The sequence below is a fragment of the Streptomyces sp. NPDC046900 genome (assembly GCF_040644975.1).
Classification (GTDB): Bacteria; Actinomycetota; Actinomycetes; order Streptomycetales; family Streptomycetaceae; genus Streptomyces.
Genome location: NZ_JBEYXD010000140.1, coordinates 1 through 14,264 on the forward strand (window position 1 = coordinate 1; position 14,264 = coordinate 14,264).

At 67.8% G+C, this 14,264-nt stretch carries 16 protein-coding genes, 1 tRNA gene, 3 pseudogenes and 1 CRISPR repeat array; of the genes and pseudogenes, 8 read left to right on the forward strand and 12 right to left on the reverse strand.

Features of this window, described 5'->3' with window-relative positions; translation table 11 throughout:
• Nucleotides 1–502: 502 nt before the first annotated feature.
• Nucleotides 503–774: a CRISPR direct-repeat array (repeat unit 29 nt; unit sequence CGGAACACCCCCGCGTCGGCGGGGAGGAC).
• A gap of 40 nt (nucleotides 775–814) precedes the next feature.
• A pseudogene (locus tag ABZ904_RS47845) lies at nucleotides 815–1,095 on the forward strand (integrase); the annotation flags it as partial.
• Between the two features lie 178 nt (nucleotides 1,096–1,273).
• Here ABZ904_RS47845 and ABZ904_RS47850 read toward each other — a convergent pair.
• Nucleotides 1,274–1,864 (reverse strand): helix-turn-helix domain-containing protein, encoded by a 591-nt coding sequence (locus ABZ904_RS47850; protein ID WP_360997159.1) that lies wholly within the window; start codon nucleotides 1,862–1,864, stop codon nucleotides 1,274–1,276.
• Nucleotides 1,865–2,073: 209 nt separating this feature from the next.
• On the opposite strand from ABZ904_RS47850, the gene ABZ904_RS47855 reads away from it, so the two are divergent.
• Complete coding sequence (locus tag ABZ904_RS47855) at nucleotides 2,074–2,604, forward strand: MarR family winged helix-turn-helix transcriptional regulator (protein ID WP_359394666.1); 531 nt, start codon at nucleotides 2,074–2,076, stop codon at nucleotides 2,602–2,604.
• Between the two features lie 141 nt (nucleotides 2,605–2,745).
• A complete protein-coding gene (locus ABZ904_RS47860; RefSeq protein WP_359394664.1) occupies nucleotides 2,746–4,380 on the forward strand; it encodes an MDR family MFS transporter in 1,635 nt (544 codons plus the stop codon).
• Between the two features lie 214 nt (nucleotides 4,381–4,594).
• Here ABZ904_RS47860 and ABZ904_RS47865 read toward each other — a convergent pair whose 3' ends face one another.
• Nucleotides 4,595–4,948: a hypothetical protein gene (locus ABZ904_RS47865; protein WP_360997156.1), complete on the reverse strand. Its 354-nt coding sequence runs from the start codon at nucleotides 4,946–4,948 to the stop codon at nucleotides 4,595–4,597.
• A 396-nt stretch (nucleotides 4,949–5,344) separates the two neighbouring features.
• Between ABZ904_RS47865 and ABZ904_RS47870 the strand changes: the two are divergent.
• Nucleotides 5,345–5,727, forward strand: a pseudogene (locus ABZ904_RS47870) (tyrosine-type recombinase/integrase); the annotation flags it as partial.
• Between the two features lie 39 nt (nucleotides 5,728–5,766).
• On the opposite strand, the gene ABZ904_RS47875 reads toward ABZ904_RS47870, so the two are convergent.
• From ABZ904_RS47875 to ABZ904_RS47890, 4 genes are all read right to left on the reverse strand, one after another.
• Nucleotides 5,767–5,890 (reverse strand) — tRNA-OTHER (locus ABZ904_RS47875).
• 89 nt (nucleotides 5,891–5,979) lie between these two features.
• Nucleotides 5,980–6,456: a hypothetical protein gene (locus tag ABZ904_RS47880; protein ID WP_361830420.1), complete on the reverse strand. Its 477-nt coding sequence runs from the start codon at nucleotides 6,454–6,456 to the stop codon at nucleotides 5,980–5,982.
• A 278-nt stretch (nucleotides 6,457–6,734) separates the two neighbouring features.
• Nucleotides 6,735–7,097 carry a hypothetical protein gene (locus ABZ904_RS47885; RefSeq protein ID WP_360997154.1) on the reverse strand — a complete coding sequence of 121 codons (363 nt, stop codon included), beginning with the start codon at nucleotides 7,095–7,097 and terminating at the stop codon, nucleotides 6,735–6,737.
• A 350-nt stretch (nucleotides 7,098–7,447) separates the two neighbouring features.
• Nucleotides 7,448–7,774, reverse strand: a complete 327-nt coding sequence (locus ABZ904_RS47890) for a hypothetical protein (RefSeq protein ID WP_361830422.1) — start codon at nucleotides 7,772–7,774, stop codon at nucleotides 7,448–7,450.
• Nucleotides 7,775–7,852: 78 nt separating this feature from the next.
• Between ABZ904_RS47890 and ABZ904_RS47895 the strand changes: the two genes are divergently transcribed.
• On the forward strand, nucleotides 7,853–8,116 hold the full coding sequence (locus ABZ904_RS47895; protein ID WP_360997150.1) for a hypothetical protein: 264 nt from the start codon (nucleotides 7,853–7,855) through the stop codon (nucleotides 8,114–8,116).
• A gap of 412 nt (nucleotides 8,117–8,528) precedes the next feature.
• On the opposite strand, the gene ABZ904_RS47900 is transcribed toward ABZ904_RS47895, so the two are convergent.
• From ABZ904_RS47900 to ABZ904_RS47925, 6 genes are all read right to left on the reverse strand, one after another.
• Complete coding sequence (locus ABZ904_RS47900) at nucleotides 8,529–8,747, reverse strand: hypothetical protein (protein ID WP_361830424.1); 219 nt, start codon at nucleotides 8,745–8,747, stop codon at nucleotides 8,529–8,531.
• Complete coding sequence (locus ABZ904_RS47905) at nucleotides 8,744–9,124, reverse strand: DUF6221 family protein (RefSeq protein ID WP_361830426.1); 381 nt, start codon at nucleotides 9,122–9,124, stop codon at nucleotides 8,744–8,746. Before ABZ904_RS47905 ends, ABZ904_RS47900 begins: the two co-directional genes overlap by 4 nt.
• Nucleotides 9,117–9,335 carry a hypothetical protein gene (locus tag ABZ904_RS47910; RefSeq protein ID WP_359410447.1) on the reverse strand — a complete coding sequence of 73 codons (219 nt, stop codon included), beginning with the start codon at nucleotides 9,333–9,335 and terminating at the stop codon, nucleotides 9,117–9,119. The genes ABZ904_RS47905 and ABZ904_RS47910 overlap by 8 nt, the downstream gene beginning before the upstream one ends.
• Complete coding sequence (locus ABZ904_RS47915; RefSeq protein ID WP_361830428.1) at nucleotides 9,332–9,553, reverse strand: hypothetical protein; 222 nt, start codon at nucleotides 9,551–9,553, stop codon at nucleotides 9,332–9,334. Before ABZ904_RS47915 ends, ABZ904_RS47910 begins: the two co-directional genes overlap by 4 nt.
• 454 nt (nucleotides 9,554–10,007) lie before the next feature.
• Entirely contained in the window at nucleotides 10,008–11,042 is a 1,035-nt protein-coding gene (locus ABZ904_RS47920; protein ID WP_361830430.1) for a sigma-70 family RNA polymerase sigma factor, read from the reverse strand.
• A 291-nt stretch (nucleotides 11,043–11,333) separates the two neighbouring features.
• Nucleotides 11,334–12,236, reverse strand: a complete 903-nt coding sequence (locus tag ABZ904_RS47925) for a YceI family protein (protein WP_359410449.1) — start codon at nucleotides 12,234–12,236, stop codon at nucleotides 11,334–11,336.
• A 731-nt stretch (nucleotides 12,237–12,967) separates the two neighbouring features.
• Here ABZ904_RS47925 and ABZ904_RS47930 point away from each other — a divergent pair.
• The 3 genes and pseudogenes from ABZ904_RS47930 to ABZ904_RS47940 all read left to right on the forward strand — a co-directional run.
• Nucleotides 12,968–13,123: a hypothetical protein gene (locus ABZ904_RS47930; protein WP_359410450.1), complete on the forward strand. Its 156-nt coding sequence runs from the start codon at nucleotides 12,968–12,970 to the stop codon at nucleotides 13,121–13,123.
• Between the two features lie 319 nt (nucleotides 13,124–13,442).
• Nucleotides 13,443–13,751 carry a hypothetical protein gene (locus ABZ904_RS47935; protein WP_361830432.1) on the forward strand — a complete coding sequence of 103 codons (309 nt, stop codon included), beginning with the start codon at nucleotides 13,443–13,445 and terminating at the stop codon, nucleotides 13,749–13,751.
• Between the two features lie 216 nt (nucleotides 13,752–13,967).
• Nucleotides 13,968–14,264 (forward strand): annotated as a pseudogene (locus ABZ904_RS47940) (hypothetical protein); the annotation flags it as partial.

A 14,264-nucleotide genomic window follows, 5' to 3' on the forward strand; every position in this document is an offset into this window, starting at 1 on the left:
AACATTGATGACGCTTCCTCGCTCCCGATTCAGAGCTGTGAACAGCAGCCCTGCCAGACGAGCACGAGGAAGACCCACAAAGGAAAGCGCCTCGGCGAAGAACAAAAAGCCGCAGGCCCGGGCCACTTCTACGCTTGACAGGCCCGGCCCTCATGGGTGGGGTTTTGGTGGAGCCGCTTTCGGGATTCGAACCCGAGACCTAACGCATTACGAGTTGTCCGATCTTGGTCCGGGTGTGTCCATGAGCGTCCGTAAGAACGGCATCGCGCCTGCTCAGAGGGGTTGCCGGACTCTAGTGGACAGCAGTGGACGCGACCGGAATCAACACCGGTTGAGACCACGATTGAGACCGCGTGCTGCCTGCTCTGCCTCATGCTTGTTACGCAGGAAGTGGGATACGGCTATGCCGACGTGGGGCTCTTGGGGTGGATGCAGCTTCGACCTGCGAAGACGCCGTGGCCACCGATCGGCGTCTGTCAGCGCTGGTCGGCCGGTTCAAGAACGGAACACCCCCGCGTCGGCGGGGAGGACAGCGGAACGACGTCCGTCGCTTCCATGCCCTTCGGAACACCCCCGCATCGGCGGGAGGACTACTCCAGGCCGACCTCCCCGTACAGCTGCCACGGAACACCCCCGCGTCGGCGGGGAGGACACGCTCGCGACCTTGACCGGGAACACGTCCATCGGAACACCCCCGCGTCGGCGGGGAGGACCTGTCCGTCTTCGTGTCGTCGTAGGGGCCGTACGGAACACCCCCGCGTCGGCGGGGAGGACCTGAGCGCGGCGACGCCGTTCTGCTGCAGCGCCGGAACAGGCGGCGCTGCTGCACCGACTCCCGCGGGATGTGCTGCGGCCGCTGGTGCGCCCCGAGACGGTACTGCGCCGGCATCGTGACCTGGTTGCCCGGCAGCCTGCCGTGCGGTCCCGGCCCAAGCACCCGGGCCGGCCGCGGACCGTGCACTCCGTACGCGCCCTCGTACTCCGGCTCGCATGCGAGAACAACAATGGGGCTACCGACACATACATGGCGAACTGCCCGTCCTGGGCATCGAGGTTGCCGCCTCCACCGTACGGGAGATTCTGAAGAAGCCGGGAAGGCCACCTTGTCCGGGCGGCACTTACGGCTCACCGCGGGTGACCGCCGAGCTCCTACCTCGGCCATGAGAGGCCGACCCGGCGAACCGCGATGCGCGCAACAGCCACAACGGGACGTCACCGAAGGCCATTCAGACCGGCGCGGGCGCGGATGGGTGACCAGATCACGGCAGGGGGCTCAGGGATTGGCGAACCCGCGGCCGACCTGTTCGAAGCAGAGCTGCGCGAGTTCCATGAGGTGATCGAAACCGTCGTCGGGACGCCACAGGATGTACGCCGTTGCCACCGCGGCCTCGGCCGTGTTGACGGCGAGTTCCGCGTGGACCTCGCCATCTGGCGGGGTACGGCCCGCGACCCACTGTCGGACCTCGCTCTTGAAGCGAGCCGCGTGCTCGCGGGACGAGTCGGCGAGAGTCGGAGACTCGGCCATCAGTCGCTTCTGCGTCACCAGACGGTCGGAGAACGTGGCCAGGTAGCCGAGATGGACAGCCTGGAGAGAAGCCCACAGCGCTTCCTGTTCGGGCCGTTGGGCCATGAGCAAGCGCCACAGCTCCGGATCCTGCGGGGCCGGATCGAGGACGATCGCTTCCTTCGAGGCGAAGTAGTTGAACAGCGTGGTCCGGGACACTCCTGCTGCAGCGGCGATCTCGTCCAGGCTGACGGAGTCGAAGTCGTGCTGGTCGATCAGCCGAAGGGCTGCGCCGCGAATCACCTGCCACGTGGCGAGCTTCTTGCGCTCCCGAAGCCCCATCCCGGTCTCGTTGGGCATGTCTGCACTCTAGGAAGGATATTGAACTCGATCCAAATTCAAGGCCACTCGAAGGGCCGACCCCTGGCAGGTAGGTGCGGTCCTGTCCGGATTCTGTGCACTCAGACCAAACTTGAATCCAGTGCAGGTTCTCATTAAGGTTGCTTCAGGCAATCAAAGAGGTGGGGGGCGGCTTCCCGTCCGCACTGTTGGACGAAGGCGGGGGATCCATGAGCGGCGGCGCCCAGAGCGATGTTCTCGGCGACCTCGTGCGCCAGCTCACCGCGATCGCCGCCATACGGAGGCGGCTGGTGCGGGAACTGCCGCAGGGACTGGGAAACGGATCCGCCGTACTTGCCGTACTCGCCCACTGCGGGGAGACCCAACTGCGTGAAGTGGCTCACCGACTGGACTGCGATCTGTCGGTGGTGAGCCGGCAGGTGGGCCATCTGGAACAGCAGGCCCTGGTGGTGCGCCGCACCAACCCCGAAGACCGGCGCTCCAGCCTGGTCAGCATCACCCCGCAAGGCCGCAGCCTGGTCGAGGCCCTCCTCCAGTTCCACACCGACCTGATCGCCGCAGCCACCGCCGACTGGACACCGGAGGAACTCACCACCCTCACCGCCCTGCTCGAGCGCCTCAGGGACGGGCTGTCCCACCGCACGCACCACGCGCAACCGCGGGGCGACGCGACAGGCCGGACCAGCGGTCAGCCGACACCTGCTCCGCCGCCGCACCACCAGGTCGAGACGCGCGATTGAACCACTGTCGGCTCACAGTCGCCGACGGCACATCCTCCTCCCGCGACGGCGCGGGAGCACCGACAAGCAGCCAGAGGAAACAAGTACGTGGCCCATCAAGGGAGTACAGGCGTTACCGACGCCCACACCGGCAACGCACCGATGACGCACAGACAGATCATGGAGGCCCTCTCCGGCCTCCTGCTCGGCCTGTTCGTGGCGATCCTGTCGAGTACGGTCGTGTCCAACGCCCTGCCGCGGATCATTTCGGACCTCGACGGCAGCCAGTCCGCCTACACCTGGGTGGTGACCAGCACCCTGCTGGCGACCACCGTCTCCACGCCGATCTGGGGCAAGCTTGCCGACCTGACCAGCAAGAAGCTGCTGGTGCAGCTCTCCCTGGTGATCTTCATCGTGGGTTCGGCGGCGGCCGGCCTGTCGCAGAACACCGGAATGCTCATCACCTTCCGCGTGGTACAAGGGCTCGGCGCCGGCGGTCTGACCGCCCTCGCCCAGGTCATCCTGGCCTCGATCATCCCGCCGCGGGAGCGCGGTCGGTACAACGGCTACCTCGGCGCGGTCATGGCGCTGGGCACCATCGGCGGTCCGCTGCTCGGCGGCGTGATCGTGGACACCTCCTGGCTGGGCTGGCGCTGGTGCTTCTACGTCGGCGTCCCCTTCGCCCTGGCCGCCCTGGTCGTCCTCCAGCGCACCCTGCGCCTTCCGCTGGTCACCCGCGACGTGAAGGTCGACTACCTGGGCGCTGTCCTCGTGGCCGCCTCGGTATCCCTGCTGCTGATCTGGGTCTCCCTGGCCGGTGACAATTTCGACTGGTGGTCCTGGCAGACGATCGCCATGGTCCTCGGCGCCCTCGTCCTGGCCGTTGTGTTCGTGCTGGTGGAACAGCGGGCAGCGGAGCCGATCATCCCGATGCACCTGTTCCGCAACACCACGCTGACCCTCTCGGTCGTCGCCAGCCTCGCGGTCGGTACCGCGATGTTCGGCGCGACGGTCTTCCTCAGCCAGTACTTCCAGATATCCCGCGGTGACTCGCCGACCAGCGCCGGTGTGATGACCCTACCGATGATCATCGGTCTGGTGGCCTCGTCGACCATCGTCGGCCGCCTCATCACCGCCTACGGCAAGTGGAAGAAGTTCCTGCTGCTCGGCGGCGTCCTGCTCATCGCCGGTCTGGCCCTGATGGGCACCGCCCGCGCCGACACACCCTACGGCCTGCTCGCCGTCTACATGTTCCTCATCGGCTGCGGCGTCGGCATGACGATGCAGAACCTGGTCCTCGCGGTGCAGAACACCGTGCCGATGCACGAACTCGGTGCGGCCAGCTCCGTGGTCGCCTTCTTCCGCACCCTCGGCGGCGCCATCGGCGTCTCCGTGCTCGGCGCCGTCCTTGCCTCCAAGGTCGCCACCTACATAGCCGACGGCTTGGCCGACCTGGGCGTCAAGGCCTCCGGCGACGGCTCACTGCCCAACATCAGCACCCTGCCCCGCCCGATCGCCACGGTCGTCGAGGACTCCTACGGCCGTGCCACCGGCGCCATCTTCCTTCTCGCCGCCCCGATCGCCTTCGTGGCCCTGCTGGCCATTGTCTTCATCAAGGAAATCCCCCTCAGGACGGCCGTCGACGGCACCGAAGAACCCCAGCCCGCACACAGCCCGGACAGCCCGCGATCCGGCACAACCGCAGCCGGCACGGACGCAAGGGCGGGCAGCTCAGTCACCACCACCCTGGACAAGCCCGGCGAATCGGCCGACGGAGAAGCTCGCGCCGACCAATGAGGCCGGTCCGTCCCGGTACGCCTCGTCAACGGGACGGATCTGCCGGGTAAGAAGCCATCCGCTCACTGATCGAGCGGCTTGCCTGGTCGAACCGGGATCCTGATCGGGTGATCGCGGTGCGGTCGGCACAGAGGAAGGCAGGGCCTCGCGGTGGCTCGGGGTTGTCGAAGCCACGAGCAGTTCCTCGAGGCCCTGCTACCGCTGTCCTTCGCGCTCACGTCCGGGGAGTCCCGATTGCGCTGTCTCGGTCGTGCTCACAGGCAAGTTCCACAACGCGGTCGATGGAGTCCGCCACGGAGACCGAGGGGCTGGCCGCTCCTGCCTGGTTCACCGCTCCCCCGGGACCGTGGGGGCCGCTGCCGAGGAGGCCGACGAAGCGGTGGAGCGGTCTGCGGCTGAGGTCGGCGGCCAGGGGTCGAAGGCCGCCGAAACCGCCGAGGAGACGGCGGTGGAAGACCACGGCTTCGAGTGCCCGCTGCCGCGCCCGGTGCGCCTCGGCGTACACGCCCGGCGGAACACCGGTGCCCGGAGCGAGGGTTCGACGCGGCAGCAGCTTGCCGCGCGCCACACGTTGAAGGGCCCGAAGGAGGTGCCCCCGTCATGGCAGCATCAGGTGACTCCGGCGGGCGCATATCCGGAACGTCAGCTGCTGGGACCGCTTTGGTGGATTGGGTTCGCGAGATTCCCCGACCACCGGCCGCCGGATCCTCAACAGCCGCTCTCCGCTTCGCGTTCTACGGCCAGGTGTCGACCGAGGACCATCAGGACCCGAACACCTCACGGCGTGGCAACTGTTACACGGCCAGGCCCTGGTGTCCGGACACGGGCGGATCGTCGCCGAGTTCTTCGACTCCGGTCGCAGCCGCACCGCGTGCCCTGGGCTCGTCGGCACGAGGCCGCCGGCGCCCCGCGTCGGCGGGGAGGACGTCACTCCGTCGTCCGCGTACCCGTGCGGGGCCGGAAGCGCGCCGCCGCAGGCGACGCGTGGGAAGAGTACGGCGCGGTGTTCAGCCGGCCGGACGGTCGGCCATCGGACCCGCGCGCCGACTGGGCGGAGTTCAAGGAGTTACTTGCGGAAGCCGGTATCGATGATCGTCGTCTGTACGACGGGAGCCGTCACACCGCAGGGACGATCTTGAACGAACTGGGTGTGGACATGCCGACGATCATGGAGATTCTTCGACACACACAGATCAGTCAGACCCGGCGGTACGTGAAGGGGAGATCTCACCTCTCGAAGGACGCCATGCGCCGCATGGGAGACACCTTCATGCCCCCTCGGAACCCGCAATTGAGACCACGAGCACCAGGGCGGCACGTGCGCGGCGCCGTCGCCGTATCCACTGAACGAAAAACCCCAGCTCAGAGCCACTCTGAGTTGGGGTTTGGTGGAGCCGCTTTCGGGATTCGAACCCGAGACCTACGCGCCTGGTGGTGCAGAACCTTCTCATCGCCGCGCTGTTCATCACCGGCCTGGTCATCTGGGACCTGGCCGGAACCCTGCCGCTCCCGCTCGGTGTCGCCGGGCACGAGGGATCCACCGTCATCGTGGGCCTCAACGGCCTGCGCCTACTGGCCGACACCGCCTGGCGCCGCGCCCTACAACTTCCCTTCACTGGTGGCGCCGAGAAAGGCACGGGCTGACAGCAGCAACAGGACGGGTACCGCGATGTCGGCGATCAGGCTCCGTGCGAGCAGCGTGCTGTCGTGGCCGGCGATGGTGGCGGTGTAGCCGATCGCCGCGATCAAAACGAACCAGCAGGCGAACCATGCCCACCGTTCCCCTCGGCGGAAGGGAACGAGAACAATGACCAAGAAGAGCAGCGCGAAGGTGAGTTCGTGCAGCGCATAGCCGTATTCCAGGGTGGTGATGTAGTGCGCCGCTCCTGGTGCGGAGCCCTGCATGGTGTTGAATGAGGCGCCGGCCAGCTTCGTGAAGACCGGCGCATGGTCGGCCGGCAGGCCGTGGGAGCGGTCGGAGAGTATGTCCATGATCGGCGCCATAAGCAGGAACAGCCCGATGACCGTCAACCCGATCCACGCGATGGTCTTGGCCTTCGCCAGCACTGCTGTCATGTCGCCCCCTGCTTGCCCGTTGCGCCACGGATGCCCAAGAGGCATCCCACATTGGGCAGTTGCCATCATGGGGGCTGAGCTGCCGCCTGCACAGCCCCCAGCAAGCTCCTTCCCGGGAATCACCTGAGGAGCTCCGTGGTGGCGTGTGCATCGTGCCCGTCGACAACCACCAGCCGGTCGCCGCGACCCAACATCGCAGGCAGACGTACCCGACGGAGCGTTCCCCGACACGAGGGCCCGCCTGCTCTACACATCTTTCGCGTCGGGCCGTCATGCGCTCAGTGGTCAGGGGGCATCTTCCCAGGAGTTGCAGTGGTGGGTGTCGCCCAGATGACGACGGACCCGGCACCGTGGCCCGCAGCCACCTTCACGATGCCGGGGTCGATCCACATCACGGTTCTCATCGGCAGGTCGAACGAGGTGAGCCTGAAGCCGGCGCGCTCGGCGGCGTCCGCGAGCACGTCGTCCGGCACAGGATCGACCACGACGGCACGCATGTAGGAGCCGAAGTCAGGCTCGTCGGGCAGCCAGCAGTACTTCGCGAGGTGCTGTTCGATCCTGTCGGCGAGGGCGGTGCGGAACGCGTCGATCTGTTCGCGGGTGCGCTGCCGCCTGCCGTGGGCCGTTGTGACGTTCGCCAAGGCCGTACGTAGCGGCGCGCCGACATCATGGCGCGAGGGCGTGGCGAGCTGCTCGGCCCACCAGGCGGCGGCGGCCACAGCTTCCGGGCGAGGGGCCGTTGGCCCCATCCCCTCGTGGCTGCTGCGAGGCCGGCGAGGATGGTGAGGGCGCGGTTCGGTGAGGGTCATAGTGATCCCTAGGTCGAGACCGGCGTGGGGGGCCGGGTGTCAGTGTGCAGGCCTGTGAAGTTCCTGTGAAGCCATGTGGCACTCCTGGCAGCCTCGTTGGACAGTTGCCCCGCCCCCATAACGCCAGCTCGAAACGCTCCAACTGTGCCCAGGCCTTCAAGGCGGCCGGGCGAGGCGCACCGTTACGGGTCAGAGGGTCGGGAACTGTTGCCCATCACGAGCAGGTGGGCACCGTCCGGGGATTCCGTCACTGTGTGGCCGAGCTGGACGAGCAGCCCCGAGACCGCAGCCTGCACGATGGCTTTCATGGCGTCGCCGGAGGATCTCGACCGGGCAGCAGCCAAGGCGGTGAAGCCGTCCGAAGCTGTCCACTTGATCAAGACGCCAGACGGGGCGGGCATCACCCGCAGGCCCGGGTGACGGTTGTCGGCATCCTCGGCCAGGTGAAAGCCAGCCTGCGTCAGAGCGTGCTTGACCTCGGACACGAATTCAGGCAGCGCGGGCGACACCAGGGCCGCCTACCCGGCACCTCCAAGATCACACATTCTTGGAATGCGGTTGGCCCTCGCCTACGGGAAACTAGGGCCATGGCCATGCGTTGCGTGAGCGTGGATGCGCCTTGCGGGCCTGGCGGCCGCCGCATACGCATCGATGACGAGGTCCTGGGCACGGCGTACTCGCTGCACGATTTGGCAGTGTTCCTGCGACGCGCCGGGCTGGCGGGCTGGGATGAGCTGGACGTGGCCGAATCGGACGCCATCGAGTGGCACGGCGGTGGTCCGGAAGTGTGGCCGCGCCACGTTTGCCCGGACGGCTGGGCGGCCCCGGGTGGGCCCGCCTCGCTGGTGTGAGGGAGACGAGGCGGGCCGGACGGGAGCCCGACCACGTGAGGCGCCCGGGTTCACTGTTGCACCGGAGACGAGCCGAGGGGCGAGCCTCGCCGCGCGGCAAACCTTTCGAGCGATGCACCGGTCGCTCGTTCCCGTGCGAGCCAAGCCGCCTGACGGACGGCGCGTCCCCTGCCTCCCGGCGCCACGCCGTGGGAGGCAGGGGCGGTGAGCCTCGACTCCTGCTGAGGGGGCGACTGAGCCGAGGTGTAGAGAGACGTACCCGCACGCGGCAGGGCCGTAGCTCCGCCGGGCGGGTGGACCGTTGGCCAACCGTTCGCTCATCGATGATCCTTTGGCCAGTCGTTCATGCATATGCAGAACGAAAGTGCTGCAGCTGCGCCGACCCCTTTCAGGTGATGTGCTCGTCAGCTGGTCAGGCGAACCGCCAGCCGGACAGCCGGCCGTCCTCGCCGACCTCGGCGGTCAGCCGCACGCCCGGCAGATCATGGACCTGGATGCCGATGGCGTCGGCGATCTCGGTGGCCGGGTAGCGCTCCGGCTCGGCCTGCACCGCCGGCGGGACGTCGGCGACGATCTCCGCCTGGTCGCCGAACAGCAGCAGGACGAGGACACGGACACGCTCAGCGGTCATGGTCTCCATTCCTCTCGGTAGGCAGGGTGATCGCCGTATGCGGCGGCGAGCGACTTGATCGACCAGTAGTACGCGGCGTCGAAGCCACCGTCCGGGTACTCGGCCTCGCACTCGCCCTGGCACCACTTGTCGTGGGCCCGGATGATCCGCCGCTTGGCTTCCACTTCGGCGAGAGCGCGGGCCGGGTCGTGGCCGGCGATGTGCTCGCCAAGGACCGGCACGATGCGCTCGGCGATGACCATGCCGCTCTGCGCGCGCACGGCGGGTGGATCGTACGACCAGGCCTCTCCACCCCTGCGGCGGACGGTGGCCTTGCGGGCGGTCTCGTCGTCCTCCTCGAGTCGGTCGCGTAGAAACGTCACCAGCTCGTCAGCCATGGACCTCTTCCTCTCCCGTGCGCTGGATAGCGAAAGCGCTCACGCTGTGGCGCACGTCCAGCCACGTCTGAACGATGTTGCGGGTCGCCCCCACAGGAAGGCTCGGCACGGGCTGGCCGGGCCGGATCACGCCGGACATCACCACCTTGTACGCGTCGTCCTCGACAAAGACGTCGATGACGACGTCGACTCGGTCGCCAGACTGGATCACAGTCGGCCTCCCTTCTTGTGATCGGACATGTGCGCGAACCCGGCCGCCATGCAGGTGTCCCAGCCGGGCCGGTCGAGCCTTGAGGACCGGCATATCAGCAGGGCCAGGCCGTCCCGCCCGCCCAGGCCGCACCACGCCGCCCAGGCACGCACGGGCGGCGCAGCGCTGAACCCAACGAGCGGGAACGCGGCCGGCCGGACCTGAAGGAGTGCGCTCACCTCTGTACCCCCGGGGCAGGCTGAGGCTCGGCGAGGACATCTGGGGGTGATGGTCTCGCCGCTGGCGCCGCGCAGGCTGCGGCCCTGGCGGAGGTGCCAGACGTCTGCATAGGCGAGCGTTCCGCCCTGGCAGTCCATCTGTGGCGGGCAGGCCTTCGACACGGCGGGCAGGCGGGGACATTGATGTAGCGGTGCGCCAGAACCCTTCGGGCGTGCCGCACTGGCCGGTCCAGTTGGGGACCGCCTCAGAGTCGTCGATCGTGTCGTCGCCCCAGGCGCCCACGGGCGCCCAGCCGTTCGCCACCGCGTGCCTGCCGGCCCGGGTTATACCCGCCGGGCTGGCGCCGTGTTCCGCCGGGTCGGCATTTCACAGGTCGTCGTACTTGTCGCGGACCGCGAGGGCGCGGCGTGCCAGGGCGTGCTGACGGGCATTTGCGGACGCGTGTAGGGGGCGCTACGGCAGCTTCGGCGACGGTGTGTGCGAAGGCGTCGGGGCGGGGACGGAGAGCGGAGCGGCCGGTACGGCCGAGGCCGGGGGAAGCGTCGGGACCGACGAGGCGGCCGATCTCGTTGGCAGGCCCGGCATCTTCCACACCTCGGGCACCTGCGGGACCTGCGGCGCCGATAGTTTCGGGAGCGGGGATGCGGACAGGTCCGGCAGGGATGGCACGGGCACCGGCAGGGACGTTCCCCCGGTGGGTGAGGGCGTCCGGCCCCAGGCCCCGGGCGGCGGTGGCGAGGGGGTGGGCATCCCGGGGGCGTGCCCCCGGCCCGTGGCCTCGCTGCCCAGGGCCTGCGCGTCGCTGGACACGGCCGGCCGCGGCGCCGGACCGTTCCCGTTTCCGCCCACGTCGAGTGCGTACGGCAGCACGAACCCCGCTACCACCAGGGTCGCCGCGGTCGAGGTGACCGCGATCGCCTGGGCATTGCCGCTCCCGCGCAGCCGCCCGCGTCCGACGAGGAACAGCACCAGCCCGAGCGTTCCGGCCAGGGAGGCGCGCAGCGTCCGTCGGGCTCGGGCGAGCAGCGACTCGACGGTCCGGTAGCTGAGCCCCATCCGCACCGCGACCTGGCTCACCTCCAGGTCCTCGGACCTCAGCCGAAGCGCCTCCGCCTGCCGGGCGGGCAGCTCACCGCTGCGCACTGCGAGCCACTTTGCCTCGGCCCGGTCGCACACCGCCTCCTCGACGGGTATCGGGCCCGGCGCGACGAGTGTGGGGCGGCTGCCCACCTCGGCCTCGCGGTTGACCTGCCGGTGCCGGTCGACGCACAGCCGCATCGTCACCGTCGTCAGCCAGGCGCCGAGCCGCTCGTCGTCGAGGTCCGGGCGCTCCGCGGCCCGCAGCATTGCCTCGTGAACGGCGTCCTCGGCGTCCTCCTGGTTCATGGATCGCCGCCGGGCCACCTTGAGCAGCTGCTCGCGATGGCTCCACATGCGCTGCCAACGCTCGTCGGCGGCTGCTGTGTCCGCAGGCGTGTCCGTCGCCATGAGGGCCCCTTCGCGCTCACCCGCCGGTCTATGCTTCCGACGGGTGGCGACATTACCGCCGAGTAGCGGCAGTTGTGGAGGGGGAGACGCCCATCGTGCTCCAGCCGTTGCCGGTGGTCAGCGGCCCTGCGTCCGGTAGCACACCGCCGCCGGGCAGCGTGAGGGGCGGTTCGGGGACGAGAACCCCTTCCGGAGCCGACCACGTAGCTGCCGATGAAGGCGACAACGATCCAGGGTCATGAACCCGGGGCTCGAATGTATGAGTCCGGCTCCTCGAGAATCATGGGGGCGCTACTGCGGCGGCGTCGGAGTATCCGGACCCTGGAACATTGCCTGGAGATCCAGTTCCAACTTGATCCGCGGTCCTACCACAGCGATGCCACGAGCCAGCATCGAGCGCCAGTTGAGAGTGAAGTCCTCTCGGTGCAACTCCGCAGTGGCCAGCGCAGCGCAGCGCAACTCCTGTTCGTAGCCTCCGTTGACCATACCCAGGTAGGTGGTATCCAGCTGTACGGAACGACTGACACCGTGCATGGTGAGCACGCCCTGTACGGTCCACTGGGCGCCGTGCCGGTGCACGAAGGCCTCGCTGGCGAAATGAATGTAGGGGTAACTGCGCACGTCGAGAAAGTCGGGCGAACACAGATGGCTGTCGCGGGTTTTGTTGCCGGTGGTGATGCTGGCTGCCTCGATGGAGACCTCGACGTACGAGTCCTCCATCCGTTCGCCAATCTTGATGTCACCGTCGAACCGGGTGAAGCGGCCGTGGACGTGCGCCATGCCCACGTGCTGCGCGATAAAGCGGATGGCGGTGTGCGGCGGGTCGAATACCCAACTGCCAGGTATGGGAAGCTCTTTAATGGGGGAGGGGCGCAGTTGGATCTGCCCCAAGTCGCGAAGTGATCCGGCAGATGCTGTGGCGGACCTGCGGACAGGCTCCAGGCTGTCAGCGGTCACCAGGACTGTGTATTCGCCAGGCGGCACCATAGTGACAAACCGCCCGTAGGGGTCGGTGAGGGAGGTGACCACCATGGAGTGCGTGGCGCCGTTGGTCACTGTGACTGTCGCACGGTGCAGCGGCAGCCCTACCGGGTCCACGACCTCGCAACTGAGAACTCCGGCACCCTGGGGAAGCGTTGGGAGTAGGGCTGTCGAAGTCGTGTCCCTATGCTTCCGGCGGAGCGAGAAGAGCATGACGGTCGTCCTTTTTGAGCGGAGGGTTTGGAAAGGCTCTATCGTTTCATGTTCAATCAATGGGAGGGGTGGGTGTACAGTGAACTCATTGGCGCACTACCTCCACAATTCCGCCTTAGGCCCCGGTCATTGACCGTTGAGTGCCTCACCATCACTAAGCGTGGCGTTTAACCTCGCGGGTCATCCGACCTGCTGAAGTGTGGGGTTTGAAGTCGCGTGTGCAGACAGGGAGTTCGTCTCCTTGGGAGCCATTCTCAAGACCTGTGGATCGGCTCGGGGAGGACGTACCTTCCTGGGTAATTGATCGATAGGTCACCGAGCAAGACCGGTGTTCGCAGCACCGGCCGGGAAGGGACGTTCGTGCTCAGCGTTGTGAACGACGACGGCACCACCGCTCACGGCTCCGCCCTGATCGACGAGATCGTCCGGGAGGGTGCACGAAGGATGCTGGCAGCCGCGCGGTAGGCCGAACTGCCCGGCGGGTGACCACATCGGTATCGCTGGGTGGCTTACGTGGCTCAAGCGTGGCCGTCTGCGGTCAGAGCGGTGGCACTGTCAGCACAGGCAGGTTGCTATGGGAGGGCGTTCAAGCCCGGGGCGACGACTTGGTCAGCCCTTCCACACAGATCTCGACAACCATCCGGTTCCGCCCTTCGCCCGTGGAGCAGCTCCGACGTCTTCTCTACGGGAGGGGCGTCCGTCGCGCCGGGCGAAGAATTTTTTGCGGACGCGTGTACGGGCGCTACGGCAGCTTCGGCGAGGGCGTGCGAGAAGGCGTCGGGGCGGGGAAGGAGAGCGGAGCGGTCGGTACGGCCGAGGCCGGGGGAAGCGACGGGACCGATGAGGCGGTCGACCTCGTCGGCAGGCCCGGCACCTTCAGCACTTGATCGGCACGGCTTGGTAAGTTGCCCCGTTCTCCGGAAGACACGTGCAGGGGCAGACCCGTCACGGGGGGAAACGGCCCTGCCCCTGCACGATGCCGCCCGCGCACCTCCCCTGGAGGGCAGGCGGCCCGACCCACCACCGGGGGTCACTTTCTCCAGCGCCGCGCGGGTTTCGAGTGTCACGGGTGACCGCCCGCCGCCATGAGGTCAACACATCTGTGTGGTGCCGACCTCGCGAGCCTTACAGATCGCCCACGAAGCCCCCCGCGCGTCTGGGTGTGAAGGGCCCGGCTGCGGGCAGGCGAGGAATGTGTCTCGTGAGGTGGATGAGCTTGTCGCGCGGGTCCGGCATGCTCTGAACCAGGCGGGATTTCAGGTGGTCGGCGGAGTGGATCGTCGGATGACCGGTCTCCAGATCAGTGGGACCCCTGCCGGCGTGCTGGTCGCCTGGGCGACGTCTGACGGATTCGCTGCGCTGGCTGCTGACCAGCCTGGCGGTGCTTGCCGGGACGGCATGCGGGTTGCGGTGCAGGCTGCCGTCTCGGGTTTGATGACCTCCCTGGGATACCCGGTCATGGGCAGGCCCAACGGCGACATCATCGTCTTGGTGAAAGACGGCGATGCCGGCTAGACGGGCATAGCCGCCGGCATGCCCAGTTGAGCGAGAGGGGCGCTGAGATGGCGCCTCCACACCCGGCGGGACGCCTGCGGGGTCCCGGGGATGGCTCCCACGTCGGTGATAGGTCCGTTCGTTGTCTGTTCGTGCTTGACCTATCGTCAAGTCTGGCTAAAGCTGAGCCGCCCCCTCCACGTCTTCCCGTTCGTATCTCGAAGATGGGCCTGCCCCATGCGTACCCTTATCCGCGCCGGCGCGCTGACCGCCGGTGTCTCGGCCGTGCTGCTTCTTGCGCCGGTCGCGCACGCCACCGCTCCCGGTGACAACGGCACAGTGAAGATCCACGACGCCAAGACAGGCGAGGAGTTGCGCCGCAACGAGCCCCACGTCTGCACGTTCTACCTCGACGCCTTCGGCTTCGATGCGGTCCAGCAGGTCGACTGGCACATCGAGGCCTGGGCTCCGACCGCCGCCACCAAGGGCGAGACCGTCAAGGCCGGCGCCATCACCCTGGACGGCCAGGGTCAC